This window comes from Leifsonia sp. NPDC080035, assembly GCF_040050925.1.
Taxonomy (GTDB): Bacteria; Actinomycetota; Actinomycetes; order Actinomycetales; family Microbacteriaceae; genus Leifsonia.
In genome coordinates, this window is sequence record NZ_CP157390.1 from 2,954,183 (window position 1) to 2,980,309 (window position 26,127).

Consider the following 26,127-nt stretch of genomic DNA (forward strand, 5'->3'; position numbering starts at 1 on the left):
CGGCCGCGACTGACAGAGTGACAGCATGGACGTCATCGACTGGCTCACGGCGGCACTGGGCGGCGCGGAGGCCGCGGCGGAGGTCATCGTCACCGATCCGGAGCTGCTCGACGCGGCGCGGGGCGACAAGTCGGGCTGGGTCGCCGACGGCGTCCCGCTCGCCATCGTCTACGCGACGACCGTCGGCCACGTCCAGGCGACGATGCGTGCGGCCAGCGAGTTCCGGGTGGGCGTCGTGCCGCGCGGTGCGGGCACCGGGCTGGCCGGCGGCGCGAACGGCACCGGCGGCGACATCGTGCTCGACCTGAGCCGGATGGACCGCATCCGCGAGATCTCCGCCGAGGACCAGCTCGCGGTCGTCGAGCCCGGCGTCCTGAACGGCGACCTGAACGCGGCACTGGAGCCGTATGGCCTGTTCTTCGCGCCGGATCCGGCCAGCAAGGCGATCTCGACCATCGGCGGCAACATCGCGACCAACGCGGGCGGCCTGCTGTGCGCGAAGTACGGCGTGACGAGGGAGGCGGTGCTCGCCCTCGACGTCGTCCTGGCGGACGGCCGGCTCATCAGCACCGGGCACCGCACGGTCAAGGGTGTGACCGGCTACGACATCACCGCGCTGTTTGTCGGCTCGGAGGGCACGCTGGGCGTCGTCGTCGGCGCCACCGTCCGCGCGCTGCCGATCCCGCCCGGGGAGCCGCGCACGCTGGGCGCGCTGTTCCCGGACGTTCGCGCCGGCGCGGCCGCCGCCGCCCGCCTGACCGCCGCCCGGCTGAGGCCCGCTGTCATGGAGCTCGTCGACGAGGGCGCGCTCGCGCGCATCGCGGCCTACCTCGGGGAGGAGACGATCCGGGAGGCGTTCGGCGCGTCCGAGGGCGCCGCCTACCTGCTCGTCCAGTTCGACGGAGCCACCGCCGGCGCCGACGCGGAGACCGCCGGCCGGCTCATCGAGGAGACCGGGGGAGCGGTGCGCGTCGCGGCCGACGCGGACGAGGGTGACCGGCTGCTCGCCATCCGCCGCGCCTTCCACCCCGCGCTTGAGGCGACCGGCACCGTCCTGATCGAGGACGTCGCGGTTCCGCGCTCGAGGATGCCGGAGATGTTCGACGCGATCGAGCGGATCTCGGAGCGGTACGGCATCCCCATCCCGACCGTGGCCCACGCGGGCGACGGCAACCTGCATCCGAACTTCGTCTACGACGGCGAGGAGGTCGCCTCCACCGTCTGGGACGCGGCGAGCGACCTCTTCCGCGTCGCGGTCGAGCTCGGCGGCACGCTCACAGGCGAGCACGGCGTCGGCGTGCTCAAGCGGCGCTGGCTCGCGGAGGAGCTCGGCCCCGATTCCTACGAACTGCAGGTGAAGCTCAAGTCGGTGTTCGACCCGCTGGGCATCCTGAACCCCGGCAAGGTGTTCGGCTGATCGCGGCCCGGTGCGCGCGGGGTCCGCGTCAGGCGACCGGCGCGTGGAGCAGCACGGCGGCGTCCGCGTACGCGTCCGTCGCCTCCGTCGACGGCGCGTCGAAGACGCGGGCCGTCCGCGCGGTTGCGTCGAACGGAGTCCAGCCGGGGTCGCCGGTGCGGATGAACGCGACCGCGGCGCCGTGTGCGTCGTCCGCGAGCGACTGCGGCGGGTGCTCGCCCGCGAGCGCGGCGACCGCCTCGAGGCCGAGCCCATCGAACCAGAACGGCACGTCGAGGCAGTGCGACGCCGTACCGCTCACCGGCGACCGCCACGCGAACCGGTAGAGCCAGGTCGACGCCCCGGACGTAACGCGCGCCAGGGCGATGTCGATCGCGGGGGTGCGGAAGAGCGTGTCGGTGACGTACTGGCCGACGACGTCCACCGTGTCCGCGCCGGCGTGCGCCCGCACGTACGCGTCGATCGTCGCCCCGGGCACGCCGAAGGCGCCGAGGATGCCCGCGGCGGGAACGGCCGCCAACGCCGTGCGGTAGCCGTGCAGCACGGCGTTGAACTCGTGGTCCGTTGCGCCGAGCACGAGCGGCTTGTCCGCCCCGATCCCCGCGCGCACGGCGTCGACCGCCCGGAACGGGACCAGGTCGCCGTCGATGACCGGCCCCCAGCCCATCCCCGTGGTGACCAACTGGCCGAGTCCGGCCAGCGGATCGGCGGACGCCTCGTCGGGCGCGAGCGCCTTCGCCTGCAGGGCGAGCACGGTGTCCTCGTCGAGCACGGACAGGCCGGCGCGCGTCGGCTCGACACCGGCCAGGGCCGCGAGGCGCCGGCCGAGCGCCTCCGAGTCCGCGAGCGAGAGGTCCGCCGTCGCACCGGAGATGCTGAGCACGCGCCGGAACAGCGGCTGGGCGCGCGGAACGCCGAGCAGCGTGAGCACCGCACCGCCGCCCGCCGACTGTCCGGCGATGGTGACGTCGGACGGGTCGCCGCCGAACGCCGCGATGTTGTCGCGCACCCACTCGAGCGCGAGCAGCCAGTCGAGCACAGCGCGGTTGGCGGGCGCGTCCTCGATCCAGCCGAAGCCGTCGAAGCCGAGACGGTAGGAGACCGAGACGGTCACGATCCCGTCGTGGTTGAACGCCGCCCCGTCGTACCAGGGACTCGCGGGCGACCCGGCGACGAACCCGCCGCCGTGGATGTAGACGAGCACCGGCAGTCGCGCGGCGGCGTCGCCGGGCGCGGGGGTGAACACGTTGACGTTCAGCGTCGACGCGCCCGGGATGCTCGGCTCGGGGATGGCGGTCACCTCCGCCATCGGGGTGCGCTGCGGTGTGGCGCCGTACGCGGTGGCGTCCCGCACGTCCTCCCACGGCCGGTGCGGCACCGGGGCAGCGAAGCGCAGCGCGCCGACGGGCGGTTCCGCGAACGGGATGCCGAGGAAGGCGGCCGATCCGTCCCTCCACACGCCGCGCACCCGTCCGGAGCGGGTGCTGACCTCGGGTGGGATGGTGGCCTGTGACATCGGCGGCTCCTTCGCTTCGCTGGCGTGCTCAGCGCCAGCCTGCCACAAAAACCGAGCGAAGGTAGGGAAATCCGGGAAGGGCGTGATCCGGGCGTCCGTGATCCGGGCGTCCGTGATCCCGGGCGTTAAAAGACTCGACGCCCGGTGGTGCGGCGATGCCTGCAACGCTCCCGGGTCGTCGAGTTATGCATCTAGGGTGCCTCAGCCACGCGCGGAACGCAAGACCTTTGACGCCGACCGCCGCGGCCGGGTTGGATGGAGTCATGGCAGAGAACACCAACCAGAAGCCCGAGGTCGACGCGCCGGAGGGTCCGGCTCCCGAGACCCTCGAGATCGTCGACGTCGTCGAGGGCAGCGGCCCGGAGGCGACCCCGGGCGCCAAGGTCGAGGTCCACTACCTCGGCGTCGAGTACGAGTCCGGTGAGGAGTTCGACTCCTCGTGGAGCCGCGGGCAGTCGATCAACTTCCCGCTCAACAACCTGATCAAGGGCTGGCAGGAGGGCATCCCCGGCATGAAGGTCGGCGGTCGCCGCAAGCTCACCGTCCCGCCCGCGCTCGCGTACGGTCCCGCCGGCGGCGGTCACCCGCTCTCGGGCAAGACCCTGATCTTCGTGATCGACCTGCTCGGCGTCAGCTGAGCGGCACTCCTTCAGACGCGAGAGGCGCGCCGGCACTGCCGGCGCGCCTCTCGTCGTCACGGTGCTCAGAGCGCGGGCGGCCGCATGTGGGTCGGGATGGCGATGCGGTTCCAGATGTTGATCGTGCCGATGGCGAGGATGAGGTCGGCGAAGCCCTTCTCGCCGAACTCCGCGATCGCGCGCTCGTAGAGCTCGTCGCCGACGCCGCCCTGGTGGATGAGGGTGACCGCCTCCGTCAGTTCCAGCGCGATCCGCTCGCGCTCGTCGAACCAGGGCGACTCGCGCCACGCGGCGACCGCGAAGACCTTGCGCAGGGGGAAGCCGCGACCCTGCAGGTCGACCGAGTGCATGTCGACGCAGTAGGTGCAGCCGTTGATCTGGGAGGCGCGCAGCTTGATGAGGTCGCCGAGCGGCTCCTCGACCGCGGAGCCGACGTAGCCGTCGAGGTTGATGACCTTCCGGTAGCCGTCGGGGACGAGGGAGGAGATCTGAACGCGTTCCATGGTGTCTGTCATGGCACCAACGCTAGGTGCGGTATTGGCAGGTTGTAAGATCCAATTCCAACGATTCCGAACAGACCGATTCGAGGTGGTGGATGTGGACATCCATGTGCCGATCGAGGGGCGCGGCGATCGCGCAGAGCGGGTGTACCGGCACCTGAGGGACGCGGTGCTCGACGGCCGGCTGCGCAGGGGCGAGCGGCTTCCGGCGACGCGCGAGCTCGCGGCCGACCTCGGCGTCTCCCGCAGCACGGTGACGACCGCGTACGAGCGACTGATCGCCGAGGGTTACCTCGTGGCCCGCGTCGGCTCCGGCACCTTCGTCGCCGCGCCGACCGCGCAGCGGATCACCTCGCCGCGGCGCGGTTCGCGTCGAGCAGCCCGACCGGCTCCCGCCTGGCGTGACCTGCACGACCCGCTGTGGGCGGAGCCGCATCCCATCGCGTACGACTTCAGCGTCGGGACGCCGGACCCGGCCCTCTTCCCGCTCGATGCGTGGCGCCGCTACGTGACCTCGGAGCTGCGCGGCCGGTTGCTGCGCACCGCCCACTACGCGGACCCGGCGGGCTCAGAGCGGCTGAGGGACGGGATCGCGCGGCACCTCGGACTCGCGCGCTCCGTGGAGGCGCTGGCCGAGGACGTGCTGGTGACCAGCGGCGCCCAGCAGGCCTTCGACCTGCTCGGGCGGGTGCTGCTTCGGCCCGGGGACACCGTCGCCGTCGAGGACCCGGGATACCCTCCGGTGCGCCAGCTGTTCGAACTGCTGGGGGCGCGGGTGCTGCCCGTGCCTGTTGACGAGCACGGGCTGCGGGTCGACCTGCTGCCTCCCGCACGGCTGGTGTACGTGACGCCGTCCCACCAGTTCCCGCTCGGCGGAGTGCTCCCGCTCGAGCGCCGCGTGGCCCTGCTGGACTGGGCGTCCCGCAACGACGCCGTCGTCATCGAGGACGACTACGACAGCGAGTACCGCTTCGGCGCGCGGCCGCTGGATCCGCTGCAGCGGCTGGATGCGGAGGGTCGCGTCGTCTACGTCGGCACCTTCTCGAAGACCATGCTGCCGACGATCCGCCTCGGCTTCCTCGTGGCGCCGCCGTCGCTGCTCCCCGCCCTCCGCAGCGCCAAGCGGCTCACGGACTGGCACAACGACGCCGTCACCCAGTCGGCGATGGCGCGGTTCCTCGACTCCGGCGCGTTCGCCCGGCACGTGCGCCAGGCGACGCGGGTGTACGAGGAGCGTCGCACCGTCATCGAGCGGGAGGCGGCGGAGCTGCTCGCGGGGCGCCTCGACGTCGTCCCGTCCGCTGCGGGGTTGCACCTCGCGCTGCGCCCGTCCGCCGGTGTGCCGTTCGGATCCGCGCGCGTGGCGGAACGTGCGGCCGTGGCGGGCGTCGCGGTCCAGCCGCTCAGCCGGTTCTCGTACGGCGAGCCCCGGGAGGGGCTGCTGCTCGGCTTCGGGGCGATCGCGACGGAGAACATCCCCGACGGACTGCGCCTGCTCGCGGACGCGGTCGCCCGCGAGCAGGCGGGCTGATCCGGGTCAGATCGCGGACCAGCCGCCGTCCGAGGCGAGGACGATGCCGCTGACGTTGGCGGAGTCGTCGCTCAGCAGCCAGGCGATCGACGCGGCCAGCTGCTCCGGCTGCGCCACCGGCGGGACGGTGGTCCCCATGATCGGGCCGAGGCGCTCGCCCGCCAGCTGGGACTTGAAGGCGCCGTCGACGTTGGTGACGACGCCGCCGGGGGCAACGGCGTTCGTGCGGACGCCGTTCGGGCTGTAGAACACGCTCGTGCTCTTGGTGAGGCCGATGACGGCGTGCTTCGACGCGGTGTAGGCGGCGCCGGCGGCGGAACCGCGGAGGCCCGCCTCGGACGCGACGTTGACGATCGCACCGCTGCCCGCCTGAATCATCAGCGGGAGCACGGCGCGGCTGAGGCGCATGATCGCGGTCACGTTGACGGTGAACACGCGGTCCCAGGTGGCGTCGTCGACCTCGGCGGGCGGCAGGAAGCCGTCCATGATGCCCGCGACGTTGGCCAGCGCATCCACGCGCCCGCCCGCCGCCTCGAGGAGCTTCGCGATCGTCTCCTCGCTGGACACGTCGCCGGCCACGGTGACGATGTCGAGGCCGGGGTTCTCCTCGACGAGGGCGGCGAGGCGCTCCTCCGAGATGTCGCTGCCGACGACGCGCGCCCCCTCGGACGCGAGCCGTAGCGCGGTGGCCTTGCCGATACCGGAGCCTGCGCCCGTGACGATCGCGGTCTTGCCGGCGAAACGGGCGGAGTCGGTGCTGCTCATACTGCTGTCTCCTGACTGATGTCGATGACTTCTTCGGCGCTCGATGTGGGGCGTCGAGGCATTTATAGCACTCAGTGCCATAATCGTGGATGTGAATCCGCCGCCAGCTGAATCCGCCCCCCGCCGTCGTGGCAGGCCCGCCGACGTCGACCCCGAGCGCGTCGCCCTGCTCGCCCTGCGCCACTTCGCCGAGAACGGCTACGACGCGGTGACGATGGACGACATCGCAGCGCTCGCGGGCGTGGGCAGACGGACGCTGTTCCGGTACTTCCCCAGCAAGCCGGACCTGGTCTGGGGCGGGATCGAGCCGGTGGTCGAGCGGATGCACGCCGTCCTCGACGCGGCGCCGGAGAGCGAGCCGGTGCGCGACGTTCTGGCGCGGGCGATGACCGAGGCGCTGGACCTGGATGCGGACGCGGTGGAGGCGACGCGGCTTCGCCTGCGGCTGATGGGGTCGGACGCCGCCCTCATCGCCTTCGGGGTCTCGCGCCTGGCGCTGAACCGCGACATCCTCGCCGAGTTCCTCGCGCGGCGGCTCGCCATCCCCGCGGACGGCCTGCGTGCGCACGTGCTCGCCGACGCCCTCAGTTCGGCGAACTTCTCGTCGCTCCTCTGGTGGGCGCGCACCGACGATGGCGACCCGGCCGCGGTGGCCGTGGCCGCCATCGACGAGCTCCTGCGCGGTCTCGCCCCGTAGCGCCCCTCGGCGGCTCCGGTCAGGCGTTCGGGACGATGACCGCGCGGCCGCGGATGCGGCCCTCGTGCAGCCGCTCGTACGCCTTCGGCGCCTCGTCCAGCGAGTACGTCTCGATCTCCACCTTCACGGAGCCCGCGCGCGCCAGGTCGAGCACCTCGATCAGCTCCGAGCGCGAGCCCCAGTACGGCGTGCGCACAGCCACGTCGTACGCGATCCGGCCGAAGCCGACGGGGAGCGCGCCCCCGCCGATCCCGACGATCGTGACGTCGCCCTCGCTGCCGGCCATCGCTCCGGCGAGGTCGACGGTCGGCTGCACTCCGACGAAGTCGAACACCGCGTTCGCGCCGCGGCCGCCGGTCAGCTCGCGCACCGCATCCACCGCGTCCGGGTTCGACAGCATGGCGTGCTGCGCCCCGACCTCGCGGGCGAGGGACAGCTTCTCCTCATTGACGTCAAGCGCCACGACGGTCGCGCCGCTGATCGCCCGCAGGATCTGGATGCCGACGTGCCCGAGCCCGCCCGTCCCGATGACGACGGCCGTCGTGCCGGCGCCGAGCTTCGGGAGCGAGTTCTTGATTGCGTGGTACGGCGTGAGTCCGGCGTCGGTCAGCGACACGTTCTGCACCGGATCCAGGCCGTCGAGCGGGACGAGGTGCCGCTCGCTGTCCACGATCATGTACTCGGCCATCGACCCTGGTGCGCCGAGCCCCGGCGGCTGGATGTGCTCAGCGACGGCGTTCAGGCAGTAGTTCTCCTTGCCCTGGGCGCACATGAGACAGCGGCCGCAGCCCCACGGGCCGTACACGGCGACCGCATCCCCGGGCTTCACGCCGGTGACGCCGTCGCCGACCGCCTCGACGATGCCGGCCCCCTCGTGACCGAGCGTGAGCGGGAGGCCGTAGATGTACTGGTCGGCGGGCAGGCTCATGACGAACTCGTCGGAGTGGCAGACCCCGGCGGCGGTGACTTTCAGGAGGACCTGGCCGGGGCCGACCTCGGGGTCGGGGACCTCGACGACCTCGGGACGTGAACCGATCTCGCGATACTGGAGTGCCTTCATGCGGCCGAGGCTACCGCCGGGGGAGGGGCCGCAGAAGACCCGTCGTCGACCGCCCGAGCGGGTCGTCCCGGCGCCGATCCGGCCTCCGCGGGTCTGGTAGACTCTTCAGGTTGCCGTCGAACGGCCGCGGACAAAGAGAGCCCAGGCACGAGGCCCCGGGCACCGCGCAACGAAGAGAAAGGGGATCCCCTCTATGGCACTGGATGCTGACATCAAGAAGGCGATCATCGACGAGTACGCTACCCACCCCGGTGACACCGGATCCCCCGAGGTTCAGGTCGCGATCCTGACCAAGCGGATCAAGGACCTCACCGAGCACCTCAAGGAGCACAAGCACGACCACCACTCGCGTCGTGGCCTGCTGCTGCTGGTCGGTCAGCGTCGCCGTCTGCTGGGCTACCTGGCGGACATCGACATCAACCGTTACCGCTCGCTCATCGAGCGCCTCGGTCTGCGTCGATAAGGCAGCTTGTCGATCGACAACGCGATCTTCTTACGGACGGGCCGTCACCTTCGGGTGGCGGCCCGTTCCGCGTCTCAGCGGTCAGCGGGATCGGCGCCGGGTCGCACCTCGGCGTCGTCGCGGATGTCGATGCGGGTCCGGCCGTCGTCACCCTCGGAGGTCTCGATCCTCGGCGCCGCATCCTTCTCCGTCGCCTTGGGCGCGGTGGTCAGCTGGTCGGCGCGGTCGTCTCGGTCGTCGCGTTTCCCTGTCACAGCACCACACTCCCGCGATGCGGCCCCGAGGACAAGCGGGGGAGCGCTCCCGCTGCGCTAGTGTCGTCGCCGTGGCACTCCCGTTCCTGCCGTACATCGTCGTCGGCATCGTCCACCTGATCGCTGTCCTCGCCGGCGCGGACGCGCTCGTCGCGCTGACCAAGCCGCTGCTGATGCCCGCCCTGCTGCTGGCGCTGCTGCTCGCACTGCCCGTCCGCCGGGGCGAGACGGCGCTGCTGGCCGGGCTCGGCATCCTGTTCGGCTGGCTGGGGGATCTCTCGCTGATGGATGTGGGTCCCGGCTTCGTCATCGGGCTCGCGTTCTTCCTGCTCGGCCACCTCGCCTACATCGTGCTGTTCTGGCGGAGGCTACGGGTGCGCCGACCGCGCTGGTGGTCGGCGGTGTACGTGCTCTGGTACGCGGGCCTGCTGGCGGTTCTCGCTCCGCACGCCGGCGGGATGCTCGTCCCGCTGGCGCTGTACGGCCTGACACTCGCGGTGCTCGGCATCACCGCGTCGGCCTGTTCGCCGTGGATCGCGACCGGGGCCGCCCTCTTCGTGGTCTCGGACAGCCTGCTCGGCCTCGACCGCTTCCTGCCCGGCTTCGCGCTGACCCAGGCGGACGCGGCGATCATGCTCACCTACATCCTCGCGCAGGGCATCATCTGCTGGGGTGTCGTGCGCCGGGCGCGCGCCGTCGCCCGGGTGCCGTCACTCGCCTGAGTCACCGCGCCGCGCCGCGACCGCGCGGTCGATCAGCGTCGCGGCGACGAGGGCGGACGCGACCAGCGCGATCGCGATCGTCACCCCGACGAGCCCGATCAGCGGGGAGGCGAGGGGCGCCACGAGCACCAGCACGATCGCGATGCCGGTCTTCAGCGGCCGGATGACGACCTCGGGAACGAGCGGCGCGTGCAGGATGTACAGCATCAGCAGGAAGACCGCTACCGGGATCGCGATCGCGTACTCGACCGCGGTGTCGGGCGCGTTCGCGTGCGCGGCGCCGCGCTGCACCGCGACCTCGAGCCCGGCGCCGATGGCGGCGAGCGAGGCGAACACGAAGTAGTGGCCGTAGCCCCAGTAGAAGGACCGCTCGCGCCGGTTCGCCAGCCCCTCGCCTGCGGGCTCGAGGAAGTACAGCCACCACAGCGCGAAGAGCAGCACCAGCCCGGCCGCGGCGATCACGACGAGGGCGGGGGAGACGCCGTGCGCCTCCAGCCCGCTCTGCACGCCGATCGCGGAGGCCGACACGGACTCGCCCAGCAGGATGATCGTGAAGAGCCCGTAGCGCTCCGCGATGTGGTGCGGGTGCCACGACGTCATCCCCGGCCGCTCCGCCCACACCGGGACCAGCAGCTCCAGCACGGCGGCGACGATGAACGTCCAGGTCCGCACCCCCGGCGGCAGGAACCCCCACGCGACCCACACCACCTGCACAACGGCGACGCCGATCGCATACCGCGTCGCCGTGGCCCGTCCGTCTGGATGCTCGATCGCCGCGCGCGTCCACTGCCCGACCTGGGCCAGCCGCATCACGATGTAGCCGATGATGATCGCCGTGAAGTCGGTGCCGTCGAACGCGGCGGGCACCCCGGCGGCGAGCACGAGGACGCCGCCCATCTGCAGCAGCGTCATCAGGCGGTAGGGGACGTCGTCCGTGTCGTACGCCGAGGCGAACCAGGTGAAGTTCATCCACGCCCACCAGATCGCGAAGAAGACCATCAAGTACGGCCCGAGCTTCCCGAGTGCGTCGCCCTGCTCGCCGGCGTGGGCGAGCTGGGCCGCCACCTGGGCGATCGCGACGACGAACGTCAGATCGAACAGCAGCTCCAGCGGGCTGGAGACGCGGTGCTTCTCGTCGGACGACCGTCCGGACATCGGGATGCGGAAGGCGATGCTCATGTGCGCCAGCATAGGAGGATGCGCCGCCCGCTCTTACGCATCGCCACCGCGCTCTACCTGCTCGCCGTGGCGTGGATCACCCTGAACCCGGCTCCGCCCGACCCGCGCCTGAACCCGGTGCTGGAGTGGCTGCTGGAGACGTGCGCCTCCATTCCGGCACTGGCATGGATCGACTTCCGGGTCGCGGAGTTCACCGGCAACGTGCTCATGTTCGTCCCGCTCGGCGTGCTCGGGATGCTCCTGCTCGGCCGTTGGCGCTGGTGGCTGGTGCTCGTGCTCGGCGCCGCGACGACGCTCGTCATCGAGTTCGTCCAGCTCTTCCTGCCCGCCCGGTTCAGCGACCCGAGCGACCTCATCGCGAACACGCTCGGCACGGCCGTCGGCATCGGTGTCGTCGCGCTCTGGGCGGGGGCCGTAGCGCGGCGCGCCGGGGGGTGAGGGGCCCGTCAGTCCGCCGTCGCCTGGTCGGCGATGCCCTTCCGTAGCTCCGAGCCGGCGCCCGGGATCCGCCAGGTGGGCGATCGACCCTCCGGGATCTCCGGGATCCACCACAACAGCGTGCCCCAGACGAACAGGGTGACGAGGACGATCACGAGCGTCGCGACGAGAGTGCCGGCGTGTGTCAGACCGCTGTCGATCAGCAACCATGACGACAGGAACGCCCCTGCCCCTGCCAACAGTGAGACGGTGATGCTGTTGATGAGCAGCGGCCTCCACCCGCCACGGAACCCCAGCCAGCCCCAGGTGAGCAGCAATGCGACGGCCACGCCCGCAGCGCCGATCATCACCGCGACGGGCAGTCCAGCATCGCGGATGTCCACCGGTACTGATTGTTCCGGTGCCGCTGCACCAGGGTGGAGCCACGGCAGCTCGAGCACCAAGACGATCCACGCCAGGTAGATGACGAACCCCCACCAGTACAGGGCCTTGCGGTGCGGGCTCTCGTTGGGCGCGTGGAAGCGCACGCCCGCCCGGAATGCGAGCACGATCCCCGAGACGAGCAGGATCCAGAACGACACGCTCATCCCTGCTCTTCCGTGATTCCAACTCGCCCTCCACAACTCCAGATGCGGCACCACGACGAGAGCTCCGGCCGCGATGCCGAGCGTGACGAGCGAGGCGACGGCGTATGCCCAACCCTGGGTCAGTGCCGAGCGCCGGTACTTCGCGAACTCCCGCCTGGCCTCGTCCGGCATGTCCTCCAGGTCGCCGACCGCGCCGCTCACACGCCGCCAGCTGCGGATCGGACGCACGACGCCGCGCAACAGCAGCAGCGCGCCGACCACCACCAGTGCCAGACCGACTGTGATCGCCGCACCGTCGGGGCCGCTCCCCGTCGCCACGAGCGTCCCGCCGATCAGGGCGATGCTCACTCCGAGCACGGCCGCGATCAACGCCTCGCGCAATGGGTTCAGCACGACGGCGGCGAAGAGCAGCAGGGGTCGCAGTAGGACGATGATCGCCCTCTCCCAGAAGCCGAGGGAACCGGCGAGCGCGCGGCTCGTCACCCTGATGCCGCGCGAGAGGACAGCGAAGACGTAGCCCGGCCGCATGTCGGCCATCGTGTCGGCTCCGAGCGTGAACGCCTCCCGGATCCGGTCGGGGGATGGGTTGGTCGGCAGGCTGGTGCGGAATGGTCGCACCTTCGTTGCGTTCGCGGCTTGGCAGAGCACGGAATCCTGCGCGTAGGCGACGCGCGGCTCGGGGCGGATCCGCGTCCTGTCCGAGCCGGGACTCGGTGTCTCCTCGGTCGCGGGCGGGATCATCGAGGAGATGAAGCGGATCATCCCTGCCGCAGCGTCAAGCCGCCCCCACCACCAGTCGTTGGCCCGCCACGCCTCGGAGAGGAAGCCGGCGAAGTGGAACAGGGAGGTGCCCGCGAGCTTGTCGTCGGCCGTCAGCGACTGGTCGCTGAACAGCATCGCCGTCACCTCGCGATCCAGATCTTCCTTGCGCAGCGTCAGCGCCGCCGAGGTGGCCAGCCGCAGGCGGCGGCTGTGCAGTGTGCCGTAGCGCTCGGGGTGCGCGGGACGTTCGTCGGCCGTGATCTTCCAGTACGTCAACTGCGGGACCGCCTCGGGGATGCCCATGGCGGCGGCGAACGGCGCGAGATCGACAGCGGTGAAGCCCGAGTAGCGCTGAGGGACGCCGCTCCACGGCTGGCGCGACCACTCGACGGCCGCGGCTCCCTTCTTCCTCGCCCCGGAGAGCACGCGCAGGGCGGCGACGGCGTCATCGAGGTCGGACCATCGCGCGCGCAGCAGGGGGGCCTCCGCCACCGACGCGGCGAGCCAGCCGTCGCGCAGATGCTCCGCCGCTCGATCCAGCGACCGACGCGACTCGGTGGCCGTGCCGCGAACCTGGTCTGCAGCGGTGAGCGCAGCGCGGAAACAGCGGTCGCGTGCGTCGACGGCGGCCGAGAGGACGGAGTAGAGACGCCGGCGGAGTGCCGCGAGGCTGCGCAGTGGGTCTCCCTTCGACAGTCGGTCGAGCCTCTGCCTCCGCAAGGGCGCCTCGTTCAGGGCTCCCGTGAGTTCCTCCAACGATCGGACCCAGGCCAGGCCGCTCCGAGCGGCGTCGAGGAGCGCCTGCGGACCAATGAGGATGGCGCGCGCCCCTTCCTGAGGCGTGTCATGCGACGCACTGCCGGCGGGAGGGAACAGGCTCGCCGGGCTCTCGAGCCGTTGGTAGCCGCGAGCGAAGCAGTCGGGCAGCGCCGAACGTTCCTCCTCGTTCCATCCTCGCCAGACCTCGCGGGTCGGCAGGTTGGTGCTCAGCTGCCAGAGCGAAGGGTTGATCAGGACAGCGGAGAGCACCTGGGGATCCGAACTCGCCCGGTATTGCAGGTACGCGCTGCGCGCAGCGGCCTGCGGGTACCGTCCCGGCCTCATGGTGGACATCGGGGTCAGCGCCTGGGTGCGAGCGCGGTCCAACAGCAGGTCGAGGCGGTACTGCTCGATCGCGTCCTCCTCGTCGGCGCCAGACTCGCTGATCCCGCGCTTGCCGCGTCCGGCCGAAATGGCGGCGAAGAACGTGGACTGCCGGTCCGTGTACCTGCGCACCATCAGCGAGCGCGGGCCGCGTGGCTCGTCCTGGGTGATGGGCCCGTAGCGGAGCGCCCGCACGGAGCGCAGCGGCTGCGCCGGCGGGTCGGGGTCGAGATAGAGCATGGCCCGGGAGGTGTTGACCTCCGATGCCGTGTTCCTGATCGCTCGGAATGCCCTGTCGATCGGGATGTTGTCGAGCACACCGCCGTCGACGACCCGGAACGGGTGCGCCCAGCCTGTGCGATGGGCGTGGAAGGCGTAGGTCATGTCCACGGAGTCGTCACCACCGCGGATCTTCGACTCCCGCTGTCCCGTCTCCCGGGAGAAGATCAGTGCCGGCTCGAATGCGCCGGGGAACGACGAGGTCGTCCTCGCCGCAAGCGCCAGTCGGGCCAGATCGGCATCGCGGGTCGCGCTGCCGGGCGCGGGGATCGCGCGACCCCGTTCGCGCACGGACGGCTGGTCAGGGCTCGCGACGAAGTGGAAGTGGCCGCGTCCCTCCTTGGTCCCGCGGTCGACGGCGTCCTCGCTGTCGGCGACGGTGGCGGAGAGGTCGACGGTAAGGCGGTCGGCTCGGTGGAGCGGGTTCCGTGGACCGGCGTAGAAGTCATGCAATGCGCCGAGCACCTTCGGGAAGAAGTAGGTGTCGCCGCGAAGCACCGAGGAGACCGAATGGAAGCCCGGACGCTGCATCAGGCTCCAGATCCCGCCGACGTCGACCCAGGTGTCAAGCAGCTGGTCGACGTCGGCGCCCGCTCGTTGCGCGCACGCATACATGACCGCGTTCAGGCCGCCGGCGCTCGCGCCTGCCTGCACATCCACCTCGACGGAGTCGAATTGGGCGGAGTCGAGCAGCCGCGCGTACATCAGCACGCGATGGTAGACGTCCTCGTCCAACTCGGCGTCGTCCGCGCCCGGTGGGATGTAGAGCGCGACCACCGTCCCGTCGGAGGTGCGCCTGCGGATGCGCAGCCGGCGCCACAGGTCGATCTCGGCGACCGCTCCGCCGATCCAGACGGCCAGGCTGACGCCGCCGCGCATCGCCAGCGCGAGCCTCAGCGTCCGCTGGTGCGCCGGCTCGAATTCGCGTTCTCGGTCACCCCGCGGCGCCTGGGCGTCGAGGTCGGGAACCTGCCGCCGCAGTGGCGGCCGCGTCGGACGATCGGAGCCGGGCGCGAGGCTGTTCGGGAAAGCCCCGCCGAGGTCCAGCTCGAACACGGTCCTGTCGCCAGGCTCTGCGCGGTCGCGCGGCCCTCGTGCGCCGGGAGCCGCTTCGCTGGTCGCCATGGTACCCCTCCCTCGAACGCCCCTCCGCTGCCGTTATGGCGCACAGGCTACTGCGGGCCGCATGGTTGACAAAAGAGGAATTCTCATTTATATGAGTCGGTATGGTAAGGCCCATGGACACCCTCTCCAAGCACGGCGCGGACGCGCCGCCGCTGTTCTTCGAGGCGGAGGCGGCCGGGCTCGCCTGGCTCGCCGAGGCGGAGGCGGATGGGGGAGCGCGCATCGTGCGGGTGGCCGGCGTCGGGCCGGGGCACATCGAGCTCGAGCGGATCCGGGAGGCGCGGCCGACGGCCGAGGCGGCGCGCGCGTTCGGGGCCGGGCTGGCTCGCACGCACGCCGCGGGCGCCGCGGCCTTCGGATCGGCACCGGACGGCTGGGACGGGCCGATCTTCATCGGCCGACGTCCGTTGCCGATCGCGCACGAGGGATCGTGGGGCCGGTTCTACGCGCGGGATCGCGTTCGCCCGTACGTCGACATCGCGGTCGAGGCCGGGACGGTCACGGCCGGTCAGCTGCCCGTCATCGAGCGGGCAATCGAGCGGATCGAGGCGGGCGCGTTCGACGACGACGAGCCGCCTGCGCGCATCCACGGCGACCTCTGGACGGGGAACGTGCTGTGGTCGGAGGGCGGTGCCGTGCTGATCGACCCGGCCGCGCACGGCGGCCACCGCGAGACCGACCTCGCGATGCTCGACCTGTTCGGGGTGCCGTTCTTCGAGGAGATCGCCGCTGGCTACAACGACACCCATCCGCTGCGCGACGGCTGGCGCGCACGCATCCCGCTGCACCAGCTGCACCCGCTCGCCGTGCACGCGGCGGGCCACGGACCGTCGTACGGCATCGCGCTCGCCGAGGCCGCGCGGGCGACGCTCGAGCTGGAAGAGGGCCCCGTTCGCCCTCGAACGCAGGCCGGCTGATAGGATGCTGGTGGTCGGTTGTACGCCGACCGCCGGAGCAGGCTGGCAGGAGCTGGTCCTCGGTGGTGGTATCCGGATGCATCCCGCGCGAGTGGGCGGCAACCGTGTATTTCTACTGATGGCCAGACGGGCTCAGCCCACGCACCCGCATGGGATGCCGCGTACACAGACGTGTCGAACTGCCTGCTCGCTCCTTGGAGAGTCGCGCCCAGACGGGGTGGCGACGTTAAACAAAGGAGAAAGACCTCTTGGAAGGTCCTGAAATCAAATTCGCCGAAGCCGTTCTCGACAACGGCCGCTTCGGCACCCGCACCGTCCGGTTCGAGACCGGACGACTCGCGCAGCAGGCGCAGGGCGCCGTCGCGGCGTACCTCGACGAGGAGACCATGCTGCTGAGCGCCACCAGCGCCAGCAAGCACCCGAAGGACAACTTCGACTTCTTCCCGCTGACCGTCGACGTGGAGGAGCGCTCCTACGCCGCCGGCAAGATCCCCGGCTCGTTCTTCCGCCGCGAGGGCCGCCCCTCCACCGAGGCGATCCTGGTCTGCCGCCTGATCGACCGCCCCCTGCGCCCGTCGTTCGTCGACGGCCTGCGCAACGAGGTCCAGATCGTCATCACCGTCCTGAGCATCGCTCCCGACGAGTTCTACGACGCCCTGGCGATCAACGCGGCAAGCGCATCCACCCAGATCTCCGGTCTGCCGTTCTCCGGCCCCATCGCCGGTGTGCGCCTCGCGCTCATCCCCGGCAACGGCCAGCACGAGGACCAGTGGATCGCGTTCCCGAAGGCTTCGCAGCTCGAGGAGGCCGTGTTCGACCTCGTCGTCGCCGGCCGCGTCCTCACCAACGAGGACGGCTCCGAGGGCGACGTCGCGATCATGATGGTCGAGGCGGAGGCCACCGAGGGCAGCTGGAACCTCATCCAGGGCGGCGCCGTGAAGCCGAACGAGGAGGTCGTCGCGCAGGGTCTGGAGGCGGCCAAGCCGTTCATCCGCCAGCTCGTCGCCGCGCAGAACGTCATCGCCGAGCAGGCCGCGAAGGCGATCGCCGACTACCCGGTGTTCTTGCCCTACTCGCAGGAGACCTACGACAACGTCGCCGGCCTCGCCTACGACGAGCTGGTGAACGTGTACCAGATCGCCGACAAGATCGAGCGCCAGAACGCCGACGACGCCCTCAAGGAGCGCGTCAAGGTCGCCCTCACCGAGAAGGTGGAGGCGGGCGTCCTCGACCCCGAGGTCCTCACGCAGTTCTCGGCGGCGTACAAGTCGGTGTCGAAGGTGGTCATGCGCGGTCGTGTGCTGCGCGAGGGCATCCGCATCGACGGCCGTGGCCTGACCGACATCCGTCCGCTCGACGCCGAGGTGCAGGTCATCCCGCGCGTCCACGGCTCGGCGATCTTCCAGCGCGGCGAGACCCAGATCCTGGGCGTCACCACGCTGAACATGCTCAAGATGGAGCAGCAGATCGACTCGCTGTCGCCGGTCACCAAGAAGCGCTACCTGCACCACTACAACTTCCCGCCGTACTCGACCGGTGAGACCGGCCGCGTCGGCTCGCCGAAGCGTCGCGAGATCGGGCACGGCTTCCTCGCCGAGCGCGCGCTCGTGCCGGTGCTGCCGACCCGCGAGGAGTTCCCGTACGCGATCCGTCAGGTGTCCGAGGCCCTCGGGTCCAACGGCTCCACCTCGATGGGCTCCGTCTGCGCCTCCACGCTGTCGCTGCTGAACGCGGGTGTGCCGCTGCGCGCCCCCGTCGCCGGCATCGCGATGGGCCTCATCTCCGACGTCGTCGACGGTGAGACCCGCTACGCGGCCCTGACCGACATCCTGGGCGCGGAGGACGCGCTCGGCGACATGGACTTCAAGGTCGCAGGCACCAGCGAGTTCGTCACCGCGATCCAGCTCGACACGAAGCTCGACGGCATCCCGTCGTCGGTGCTCGCCGGCGCGCTGAAGCAGGCCAAGGACGCTCGTACGACCATCCTCAGCGTGCTGAACGCCGCGATCGACACCCCGGACGAGATGGCCCCGACCGCGCCGCGCGTGATCTCGGTCCAGATCCCGGTGGACAAGATCGGTGAGCTGATCGGCCCGAAGGGCAAGACGATCAACGCGATCCAGGACGAGACCGGCGCCGAGATCTCCATCGAGGAGGACGGCACCGTCTACATCGGCGCCACCGACGGCCCGTCTGCCGAGGCGGCCCGCGCCCAGGTGAACGCGATCGCGAACCCCACCAACCCGGAGGTCGGCGAGCAGTTCCTCGGAACCGTCGTCAAGATCGCCGCGTTCGGTGCGTTCGTCTCGCTGCTCCCGGGCAAGGACGGCCTGCTGCACATCTCCGAGGTGCGCAAGCTCGCCGGCGGCAAGCGCGTGGAGAACGTCGAGGACGTGCTTGGCGTCGGCCAGAAGATCCTGGTGGAGATCACCAAGATCGACGACCGTGGCAAGCTGTCGCTCGCCCCGGTGCTCGCGGACGAGGCCGACACGCACGGCCGCGACGCCGCGTCCGAGGGCCCCGTGGAGCCCGCGGAGGGCTGAGCCCCGCCCCTCGCGGAGGCCCGCGCCGACTCGTTCGGCGCGGGCCTCTCGCGTATCCGCGGCCCCGCGCGGCCGCTAGTCGCGGGTGAGGAGGGGTCGGAGCCGGTAGGGGATGAGTTCGCCCATGTCGAGCGAGGTCTCGGCGCGCACGACACCCTCGGTGGACTGGATGGCGCCGGTGATCCGGAAGAGGTCCTGGGCGTCCGTGCACACGACGCGCAGCAGCAGGTCGGACGGGCCGGAGAGCCCGTAGGCCTGCACGATCTCCGGGATCTCCGCCAGCCGCCCCACGATCGCGGCGAGCTTCTGCTGCTGCACGTGCACGGTCACGAACGCCGCCAGCGGGAAGCCGGCGGCCTGCTCGGAGATGCGGCGCTCGAACGACAGGAACGCTCCGCTGCGCTCGAGTTCCGCCATCCTCGCCTGCACGGTGTTCCGGCTGAGACCGAGGCGGTCGGCGAGGGAGACGTTGGTCGATCGCGGATCCTCGGAGAGTGCGACGAGGATGCGTCGGTCGGTGCTGTCGAACGTGCGCATAGTGTGAAAGCTAGCACCGCGCGGCGTCGTCCGATAGTGCAGGGTGCACGGTCGACACGCCGTTGGTTGTGCGCGCTGATCCCGAAGCGTAGCCTTCCGAGTAATTCCGGCAAGGAGGCCGGAAGCCGGTCCGTGGCGCCACAAGCACCCGGCCGGACGCGAGAGTGAAGGTTGCGTGAACCGTGACGATCGACAATCAGCCTGACATGCGCCTGGACGACGTGCGCCTGAACGACCTGCACCTTGCAGCCGGTGCCGACACCGTCCAGCTCCTGACCGAGAACGGCGACCGTCTCAGCGACGTCCGCTTCGACGCCTGGGTCTCCGACATCGGTCCCGAGCAACTGCTCGGACTCTACGAGGACATGCTCGTCATCCGTCGCATCGACTCCGAAGCCACCGCGCTGCAGCGCCAGGGCGAGCTCGGCCTGTGGCCGCCGCTGCTCGGCCAGGAGGCGTCGCAGATCGGCTCCGGCCGTGCGCTCCGCTCCGACGACTTCGTGTTCTCCAGCTACCGCGAGCACGGCGTGGCCTACTGCCGCGGCGCGGGCCTCGTCGACCTGCTGCGCGTCTGGCGCGGCACCACGCAGAGCGGCTGGAACCCGTACGACATCAACATGGCGACGCCGCAGGTGATCATCGGCGCGCAGACCCTGCACGCCACCGGCTACGCGCTCGGCATCCAGGCCGACGGCACGGACGCGGTCGCCGTCGCGTACTTCGGCGATGGGGCGACAAGCGAGGGGGATGTGACGGAGGCGATGATCTTCGCCGCCACGTACGCCGCCCCGGTGATCTTCTTCTGCCAGAACAACCAGTACGCGATCTCGGAGCCGGTCGGCCTGCAGGCGCAGCGCCCGATCGCCGAGCGCGCGCCCGGGTTCGGCATCCCGAGCGTCCGCGTCGACGGCAACGACGTGCTCGCGGTGATGGCCGTGATGCGCTCGGCCCTGGACCGCGCCCGCTCCGGCGGCGGTCCCACCTTCATCGAGGCGGTGACCTACCGCGTCGGGCCGCACACGACAGCGGACGACCCGAGCCGCTATCGCGACCCGGCCGAGGTCGAGGCCTGGCGCGGCAAGGATCCGGTCAGCCGGGTGGAGGCGCACCTCGGCGCGCTGGGGATGCTCACCCAGGAGCGGCTCACGCGCATCCAGGAGAAGGCGGACAGGGTGGCGGCGGAGATGCGCTCCGGCATCGTCGCGCTGCAGGACCCGGAGCCGCTCAGCGTGTTCGACAACGTGTACGCCGAGCCGCACACCGGCCTCACGCGCCAGCGCGACCACTACTCGCGCTACCTGCGCACCTTCGTCGGGGGTGACGACCGATGACCTCGCTGACGATGGCCAAGGCGATCAACGCGGGCCTCCGCCGCGCCCTCGCCGAGGACGACAAGGTGGTGCTGATGGGGGAGGACATCGGGACGCTCGGCGGCGTCTTCCGGGTCACCGACGGGCTCCAGACGGAGTTCGGCCCGCGCCGCGTGATGGACTCGCCGCTGGCCGAGTCCGGCATCCTCGGCACCGCGGTCGGGATGGCCTACCGCGGCTTCCGTCCCGTCGTCGAGATCCAGTTCGACGGCTTCATCTACCCGGCGTTCGACCAGATCGTGAACCAGGTGGCGCGGATGCACTACCGCACCCAGGGTGCGGTGAAGATGCCGATCACGATCCGGGTTCCGTTCGCCGGCGGCATCGGCGCGGCCGAGCACCACTCCGACTCCCCGGAGGCGCTGTTCGCGCACGCGGCGGGGCTGCGCGTCGTGAGCCCGTCGGACCCGCAGGACGCGTACACGATGATCCGGCAGGCGATCGCCTCCGACGACCCCGTGCTCTACTTCGAGCCGAAGCGCCGGTACCACGCGAAGGGCGAGGTCGACGAGGAGGCGCCCCTCGCGGACGCCCGCCCGATGGGGACGGCGCGCGTCGTCGCGCCCGGCGCCGACGTGACCCTGGTGACCTACGGCGGACTCGTGCAGCTCGCCCGCGACGCGGCCCTCGCGGCCGGAGACGAGGGCGTCTCGGTCGAAGTCATCGACCTGCGCTCGCTATCCCCGCTCGACATGGACACCGTCGTCGCGTCCGTGAAGAAGACCGGACGGCTCGTCGTCACCCACGAGGCCGCGCTCTCCGGCGGCCTCGGCGCGGAGGTCTCGGCGTCGATCACCGAGCGCTGCTTCTACCATCTCGAGCACGCGCCGGTCCGGATCACCGGGCACGACATCCCGTACCCTCCGGCACGGCTGGAGGCGGCGCACCTGCCCGACCTCGACCGCATCCTGGACGGCATCGACCGTGCCATGGACCGGCCGAACTCGCTGAGCGGGGTGGAGGACTGATGGCGGTCAGGGACTTCACCCTGCCCGATCTCGGCGAGGGGCTGACCGAGTCGGAGCTGGTGGCCTGGAAGGTCGCGGTCGGCGACACGGTGCAGCTGAACCAGATCGTCGCCGAGGTGGAGACGGCGAAGGCGCTCGTGGAGCTGCCCGCGCCCTACGAGGGACGGGTGTCGCGGCTCTACGTGGAGCCGGGTGTGACGGTCGCGGTGGGGGAGCCGCTGCTCGCGTTCGAGGTGGAGGTGGCCGGCACTCCCGCGCAGCAGGAGGCGCCGGCGCCGGAGGCCGCGGTGCAGGACGACCCCGCGCCGGAGCCGACGCTGGTCGGCTACGGCGCGCGCCCGGACTCGACGAACCGGCCGGCCCGTCGGGCGCGTCCGGGGCTGGCGCCGGTCGGGGCGCCCGCCGCCGCCGCGGCTCCCGCCCCCGCTGCCGCGCCCGTCGGCCTCGCCGAGCGCCCGCGCGCCACCCCGCCCGTGCGGAAGCTCGCGCGCGAGCGAGGCATCGACCTCGCCACCGTCACCGGCACCGGCGAACGCGGGCTGATCACGCGTCAGGACCTGGAGACGGCCTCTGCACCCGCGCAGACGCAGCCGGCCGCGGACGGCCGCGAGCTCCGCATCCCGATCCGCGGCGTCCGCAAGGCGACCGCGGACGCGATGGTCCGCAGCGCGTTCGGCGCTCCCCAGGCGAGCGTGTTCCTCACCGTCGACGTGACCCCGACCACCGAGCTGGTCGAACGCCTGCGGGCACGCCGCGACACCGCCGAGGCCCGGCCGGGCCTGCTCGCCGTCGTGGCGAAGGCTCTCTGCATCGCGCTCCGGCGCACCCCCGAGCTCAACGCGCGCTGGGACGAGCCGGCGCAGGAGATCGTGCAGACCGCCTCCGTGCACCTCGGGATCGCGGCGGCGACGCCGCGCGGGCTGATGGTCCCGGTGATCCGGGACGCGGACGCCCGTTCGCTCGTCGACCTGGCCGGAGCGATCCGCTCGCTCGCGGAGACGGCACGCGCGGGCAAGACGCCGCCGGCCGAGCTGACCGGCGGCACGATCACGATCACGAACGTCGGCGTGTTCGGGGTGGACGCGGGAACGCCCATCCTGACGCCGGGGGAGGCGGCGATCCTGGCGGTCGGTGCGGTGCGCAGGCAGCCGTGGGAGCATCGCGGGGAGATCGCGCTGCGCGACGTGCTCACGCTGGTGCTGACCTTCGACCACCGGATCGCCGACGGCGAGCAGGCGTCGCGGTTCCTCGCGGACATCGGTGGCATCCTCGCCGACCCCGCGTCGGTCCTCACCCTCGTCTAGCGTCGCAGAACCCGCCGAGGGGCGCGGGCGGCGGAGGGCCGGCGCGGGTCAGGCGTGCAGCGCCGCGTTCAGCTCGACGCCGGTGCCGGCGCGGCGCAGCACCTCGACGGCGCCGGTGAGGGAGTTGCGGCGGAACAGCAGACCGGGGACGCCCGAGAGCTCGACGGCCTTCACCGTCTGCGGCCGGCCGTCGGCGGTGACCGGGCCGTCGACCACGACCACCTTCGTGCCGGCGGTCACGTAGAGACCCGCCTCCACGACGGTGTCGTCGCCGATCGAGATGCCGATGCCGGAGTTCGCGCCGAGCAGTGCGCGTTCCCCGATGGCGACCCGCTGCGTCCCGCCGCCGGAGAGCGTTCCCATGATGGAGGCGCCGCCGCCGATGTCGGAGCCGTCGCCGACGACCACGCCCTGGGAGATGCGGCCCTCGACCATGGAGGAGCCCAGCGTCCCGGCGTTGAAGTTGACGAAGCCCTCGTGCATCACGGTCGTGCCCGGCGCGAGGTGCGCGCCGAGGCGGACCCGCGAGGCGTCGGCGATGCGCACGCGGTCGGGCGTGACGTAGTCGAGCAGGCGCGGGAACTTGTCGATGCCCGTGACGTGGATGCCGGCGCGCTGCAGCGACGGACGCAACCGGTCGAGGTCGGCCGGGAGGACGGGTCCCGCGTTCGTCCAGGCGACGATCGGCAGGTGGCCGAACACGCCGTCCAGGTTCACGGTGTTCGGGCGCGCGAGCAGGTGCGAGAGCACGTGCAGGCGGAGGTAGGCGTCGGGCGTCGACGCGGGCGCGGCATCCAGGTCGATCTCGACCGTGACGATGTCGATGCGGACGTTCCTGCGTGCGTCCTCGCCCGCAAGCTCCTCCAGCTCCGCGGGCGCGATCCACGGCTCGCGGCCCGAGGGGATGCGGCCGAGCTTCGGCTCCGGGAACCAGGTGTCGAGCACGGTGCCGTCGCCGGCGACCGTGGCGAGGCCGTAGCCCCACGCGGTGCGGGCGGCCCCGTCGGTTGTCGCGGGCGCGGCGGAGTCTTCAGGAACGTCGGAAGGCATGCCTCTAGATTAGTAGGGTGCCTCTCGACCTCAGCGCCAGCGCCATCGACCTCACCCGCCAGATCTGCGACATCGAATCCGTCTCCGGGAACGAGAAGCCGCTGGCCGATGCGATCGAGGAGGTGCTCGCCCCGCTGCCCCACGTCGAGGTCATCCGCGACGGGGACACCGTGGTCGCCCGCACGAACCTCGGCCGGGAGCGACGCGCCCTGATCGCCGGGCACATCGACACCGTCCCGCTCAACGGGAACCTGCCGGCGCGCTTCGAGGAGGAGGGCGGCGTCCGCTACCTCTGGGGGCGTGGCACCGTCGACATGAAGGCCGGCGTCGCCGTCCAGCTGAAGCTCGCCGCAGAGCTCACCGATCCCGCCATCGACGTGACGTGGATGTGGTACGACCACGAGGAGGTCAACGCGGAGCTGAACGGCCTCGGCCGCCTCGCCCGCAACCGGCCGGACCTGTTCGTCGGCGACTTCGCCATCCTCGGCGAGCCGAGCAACGGCGTCGTGGAGGGCGGCTGCAACGGCAACCTCCGCGTGGAGGTGCGCACCTACGGGCTGCGCGCGCACTCGGCCCGCGGTTGGGTGGGCGAGAACGCCATCCACAAGGCCACCCGCATCCTGGACACCCTCGCCGCGTACCAGGCCCGCGAGGTCGAGGTCGAGGGCCTGGTGTACCGCGAGGGGCTGAACGCGGTCGGGATCACCGGCGGCGTCGCGGGCAACATCATCCCCGACGAGTGCATGGTGCACATCAACTACCGGTTCGCGCCGTCGCGCAGCTCCGAGGAGGCGATCGCGCACATGCACGAGCTCTTCGGCGATTACGAGATCACCGTCGTCGACCGCGCCGACGGGGCGCGGCCCGGGCTCGACGCGCCGCTGGCGCAGGAGTTCCTCTCCGCGGTGGGCGGGGTCGCGAAGCCCAAGTACGGCTGGACGGACGTCGCCCGGTTCAGCGCGCTCGGCATCCCGGCCGTCAACTACGGGCCGGGCGACCCGCTGAAGGCGCACGCCGACGACGAGCGGGTGGACGTCGAGCAGATCGTGGCCGTGGAGGCCGGACTCCGTGCCTGGCTCAGCGGTACCGGCGCCCGCTGAGGCGGCGGCCCCGCACCGGGCCGCGACCGCCCCGTGGTGGGGGCGCTGGTGGGTGCGCGTGCTCGCGGTCTTCCTCGCGAGCCGCGTCGTCACCACGGTCATCCTGCTGATCTTCGCGGCGAACCAGGGCCGGAACCCATGGACGGGGCCCAAGCCCGACTACTTCTCGTTCGCCACGATCTGGGACGGGCTCTGGTACAACATCGTCGCCGTGTCCGGATACCCGGACTCGCTTCCGCGCACGGACGGCGTGCACGTGAGCGAGAACGCGTGGGCATTCCTGCCCGGGTACCCGGGCCTCGTCGACGTCGTCATGTTCGTGACCCGGCTGCCGTGGGCGCCTGCCGCCGTGCTCGTCTCGGTGGCGTGCGCCGCCGGGGCCGCGCTCGTCTTCTACCGGCTCATGCTGAGGGTGGGGCTCGGCGCATCCACCAGCCTGTTCGCCGTCGTGCTGTTCTGCGTCGCGCCCGTCACCCCGCTGTTCCAGCTGGCGTACGCCGAGTCGCTCTACCTGCTGCTGCTCGCCACCGCACTGCTGCTGCTCGTGGAGCGGCGCTACGGCTGGCTGTTCCCCGTCGTCCTGGTGATGGCGTTCACCCGCCCGAGCGGACTGGCGTTCGCCCTGGCGGTCGGGCTGCACGTCGTCCACCGCTGGCTGAAGCGCGGCGAGGACCCGTTCCCCGCGCGCGAGCGGGTGCTCTCCGCATCCCTGGCCGTCTTCAGCGGACTGGCGGGCCTCGCTTGGCCCGCGATCGCGGCCGTCGCGACCGGTTCGTGGACCGCCTACACGGACACCGAGCTCGCCTGGCGCGCGCCGTACATCGGCTACACGCACCTCGTCCCCTTCGCCCCGTGGTTCCAGGGGGCGGACTGGTGGGCGAGCGTGATGCTCGGCATCCCCGGCTGGGTGGGGGTCACCGCGCTTGTGGTGCTGGTCGGGCTGTTCGGCATCCTGCTGTTCTCGCCGGCCGTGCGCCGGCTCGGCATGGACCTGCGGTTCTGGCTGATCGCCTACTCGCTGTACCTCTTCGCTGTCTTCTTCCCGCAGTCGAGCACCTTCCGGCTGCTGATGCCGCTGTTTCCCCTGCTCGGTGTGCTCGCGCTGCCGAAGAGCCGGGTGTACCGGACCGGGATCGTGGTGCTGTCCATCGCGCTGCAGGTCGGCTGGATCGCGATCTGCTGGGGCGTGGACGGCGCCGATTGGTCACCGCCGTGACGCCCACGATTTCCCCAGCTTGGCGCGGATGACGGATAATAGGAGA

23 protein-coding genes are annotated in these 26,127 nt (G+C 71.4%); 14 read left to right on the plus strand and 9 right to left on the minus strand.

What is annotated here, in order from left to right; all coding sequences use genetic code 11:
* Positions 1-25: 25 nt before the first annotated feature.
* Positions 26-1,417 (plus strand): FAD-linked oxidase C-terminal domain-containing protein, encoded by a 1,392-nt coding sequence (locus AAME72_RS14320; RefSeq protein WP_348787225.1) that lies wholly within the window; start codon positions 26-28, stop codon positions 1,415-1,417.
* A gap of 28 nt (positions 1,418-1,445) precedes the next feature.
* On the opposite strand, the gene AAME72_RS14325 is transcribed toward AAME72_RS14320, so the two are convergent.
* Positions 1,446-2,933 carry a carboxylesterase family protein gene (locus tag AAME72_RS14325; protein ID WP_348787226.1) on the minus strand — a complete coding sequence of 496 codons (1,488 nt, stop codon included), beginning with the start codon at positions 2,931-2,933 and terminating at the stop codon, positions 1,446-1,448.
* A gap of 263 nt (positions 2,934-3,196) precedes the next feature.
* Here AAME72_RS14325 and AAME72_RS14330 point away from each other — a divergent pair, with 263 nt between their 5' ends.
* The gene (locus AAME72_RS14330; protein WP_348787227.1) at positions 3,197-3,571 is read left to right on the plus strand and encodes an FKBP-type peptidyl-prolyl cis-trans isomerase; all 375 of its coding nucleotides are present in this window, start codon (positions 3,197-3,199) and stop codon (positions 3,569-3,571) included.
* 65 nt (positions 3,572-3,636) lie between these two features.
* Here the strand turns inward: AAME72_RS14330 and AAME72_RS14335 are convergent, their stop codons facing one another.
* On the minus strand, positions 3,637-4,086 hold the full coding sequence (locus AAME72_RS14335) for a carboxymuconolactone decarboxylase family protein (protein WP_348787228.1): 450 nt from the start codon (positions 4,084-4,086) through the stop codon (positions 3,637-3,639).
* Between the two features lie 82 nt (positions 4,087-4,168).
* On the opposite strand from AAME72_RS14335, the gene AAME72_RS14340 reads away from it, so the two are divergent.
* On the plus strand, positions 4,169-5,602 hold the full coding sequence (locus AAME72_RS14340; RefSeq protein ID WP_348787229.1) for a PLP-dependent aminotransferase family protein: 1,434 nt from the start codon (positions 4,169-4,171) through the stop codon (positions 5,600-5,602).
* 6 nt (positions 5,603-5,608) lie between these two features.
* On the opposite strand, the gene AAME72_RS14345 is transcribed toward AAME72_RS14340, so the two are convergent.
* Positions 5,609-6,367 (minus strand): SDR family NAD(P)-dependent oxidoreductase, encoded by a 759-nt coding sequence (locus AAME72_RS14345; protein WP_348787230.1) that lies wholly within the window; start codon positions 6,365-6,367, stop codon positions 5,609-5,611.
* Between the two features lie 91 nt (positions 6,368-6,458).
* Here AAME72_RS14345 and AAME72_RS14350 point away from each other — a divergent pair, with 91 nt between their 5' ends.
* Entirely contained in the window at positions 6,459-7,064 is a 606-nt protein-coding gene (locus AAME72_RS14350) for a TetR family transcriptional regulator (RefSeq protein WP_348787231.1), read from the plus strand.
* 19 nt (positions 7,065-7,083) lie between these two features.
* Here AAME72_RS14350 and AAME72_RS14355 read toward each other — a convergent pair whose 3' ends face one another.
* Complete coding sequence (locus AAME72_RS14355; RefSeq protein WP_348787232.1) at positions 7,084-8,124, minus strand: NAD(P)-dependent alcohol dehydrogenase; 1,041 nt, start codon at positions 8,122-8,124, stop codon at positions 7,084-7,086.
* 193 nt (positions 8,125-8,317) lie between these two features.
* On the opposite strand from AAME72_RS14355, the gene rpsO reads away from it, so the two are divergent.
* Positions 8,318-8,587 (plus strand): 30S ribosomal protein S15, encoded by a 270-nt coding sequence (rpsO, locus tag AAME72_RS14360; RefSeq protein ID WP_348787233.1) that lies wholly within the window; start codon positions 8,318-8,320, stop codon positions 8,585-8,587.
* A gap of 74 nt (positions 8,588-8,661) precedes the next feature.
* On the opposite strand, the gene AAME72_RS14365 is transcribed toward rpsO, so the two are convergent.
* Positions 8,662-8,841, minus strand: coding sequence for a multidrug transporter (locus tag AAME72_RS14365; protein ID WP_348787234.1), 180 nt, complete (start codon positions 8,839-8,841; stop codon positions 8,662-8,664).
* A gap of 71 nt (positions 8,842-8,912) precedes the next feature.
* Here AAME72_RS14365 and AAME72_RS14370 point away from each other — a divergent pair, with 71 nt between their 5' ends.
* Positions 8,913-9,563, plus strand: a complete 651-nt coding sequence (locus AAME72_RS14370; RefSeq protein WP_348787235.1) for a lysoplasmalogenase — start codon at positions 8,913-8,915, stop codon at positions 9,561-9,563.
* On the opposite strand, the gene AAME72_RS14375 is transcribed toward AAME72_RS14370, so the two are convergent.
* A complete protein-coding gene (locus AAME72_RS14375) occupies positions 9,552-10,742 on the minus strand; it encodes a low temperature requirement protein A (protein WP_348787236.1) in 1,191 nt (396 codons plus the stop codon). The two genes, AAME72_RS14370 and AAME72_RS14375, sit on opposite strands and share 12 nt — an antisense overlap.
* Before the next feature lie 18 nt (positions 10,743-10,760).
* Between AAME72_RS14375 and AAME72_RS14380 the strand changes: the two genes are divergently transcribed.
* Entirely contained in the window at positions 10,761-11,180 is a 420-nt protein-coding gene (locus AAME72_RS14380; RefSeq protein ID WP_348787237.1) for a VanZ family protein, read from the plus strand.
* Between the two features lie 8 nt (positions 11,181-11,188).
* Here the strand turns inward: AAME72_RS14380 and AAME72_RS14385 are convergent, their stop codons facing one another.
* A complete protein-coding gene (locus AAME72_RS14385) occupies positions 11,189-15,076 on the minus strand; it encodes a DUF3376 domain-containing protein (RefSeq protein WP_348787238.1) in 3,888 nt (1,295 codons plus the stop codon).
* Between the two features lie 113 nt (positions 15,077-15,189).
* Between AAME72_RS14385 and AAME72_RS14390 the strand changes: the two genes are divergently transcribed.
* Both AAME72_RS14390 and AAME72_RS14395 read left to right on the plus strand, forming a co-directional pair.
* Positions 15,190-15,993: a fructosamine kinase family protein gene (locus AAME72_RS14390; RefSeq protein ID WP_348787239.1), complete on the plus strand. Its 804-nt coding sequence runs from the start codon at positions 15,190-15,192 to the stop codon at positions 15,991-15,993.
* 248 nt (positions 15,994-16,241) lie between these two features.
* Positions 16,242-18,536 (plus strand): polyribonucleotide nucleotidyltransferase, encoded by a 2,295-nt coding sequence (locus tag AAME72_RS14395; protein WP_348787240.1) that lies wholly within the window; start codon positions 16,242-16,244, stop codon positions 18,534-18,536.
* A 75-nt stretch (positions 18,537-18,611) separates the two neighbouring features.
* Here AAME72_RS14395 and AAME72_RS14400 read toward each other — a convergent pair whose 3' ends face one another.
* Positions 18,612-19,073 carry an Lrp/AsnC family transcriptional regulator gene (locus tag AAME72_RS14400; RefSeq protein ID WP_348787241.1) on the minus strand — a complete coding sequence of 154 codons (462 nt, stop codon included), beginning with the start codon at positions 19,071-19,073 and terminating at the stop codon, positions 18,612-18,614.
* Positions 19,074-19,279: 206 nt separating this feature from the next.
* Here AAME72_RS14400 and pdhA point away from each other — a divergent pair, with 206 nt between their 5' ends.
* Genes pdhA through AAME72_RS14415 form a run of 3 tightly spaced genes read left to right on the plus strand, consistent with a single transcriptional unit; the run spans position 19,280 to position 22,715 of the window.
* Entirely contained in the window at positions 19,280-20,404 is a 1,125-nt protein-coding gene (gene pdhA, locus AAME72_RS14405; protein WP_348790142.1) for a pyruvate dehydrogenase (acetyl-transferring) E1 component subunit alpha, read from the plus strand.
* Positions 20,401-21,411, plus strand: coding sequence for an alpha-ketoacid dehydrogenase subunit beta (locus tag AAME72_RS14410; protein ID WP_348787242.1), 1,011 nt, complete (start codon positions 20,401-20,403; stop codon positions 21,409-21,411). Before pdhA ends, AAME72_RS14410 begins: the two co-directional genes overlap by 4 nt.
* Entirely contained in the window at positions 21,411-22,715 is a 1,305-nt protein-coding gene (locus AAME72_RS14415; protein WP_348787243.1) for a dihydrolipoamide acetyltransferase family protein, read from the plus strand. The genes AAME72_RS14410 and AAME72_RS14415 overlap by 1 nt, the downstream gene beginning before the upstream one ends.
* A gap of 48 nt (positions 22,716-22,763) precedes the next feature.
* Here the strand turns inward: AAME72_RS14415 and dapD are convergent, their stop codons facing one another.
* Positions 22,764-23,765 (minus strand): 2,3,4,5-tetrahydropyridine-2,6-dicarboxylate N-succinyltransferase, encoded by a 1,002-nt coding sequence (dapD, locus tag AAME72_RS14420; RefSeq protein WP_348787244.1) that lies wholly within the window; start codon positions 23,763-23,765, stop codon positions 22,764-22,766.
* Positions 23,766-23,782: 17 nt separating this feature from the next.
* Between dapD and dapE the strand changes: the two genes are divergently transcribed.
* On the plus strand, positions 23,783-24,865 hold the full coding sequence (dapE, locus tag AAME72_RS14425) for a succinyl-diaminopimelate desuccinylase (RefSeq protein WP_348787245.1): 1,083 nt from the start codon (positions 23,783-23,785) through the stop codon (positions 24,863-24,865).
* Entirely contained in the window at positions 24,834-26,081 is a 1,248-nt protein-coding gene (locus AAME72_RS14430; RefSeq protein WP_348787246.1) for a hypothetical protein, read from the plus strand. The genes dapE and AAME72_RS14430 overlap by 32 nt, the downstream gene beginning before the upstream one ends.
* The last annotated feature ends 46 nt before the right edge of the window (positions 26,082-26,127 follow it).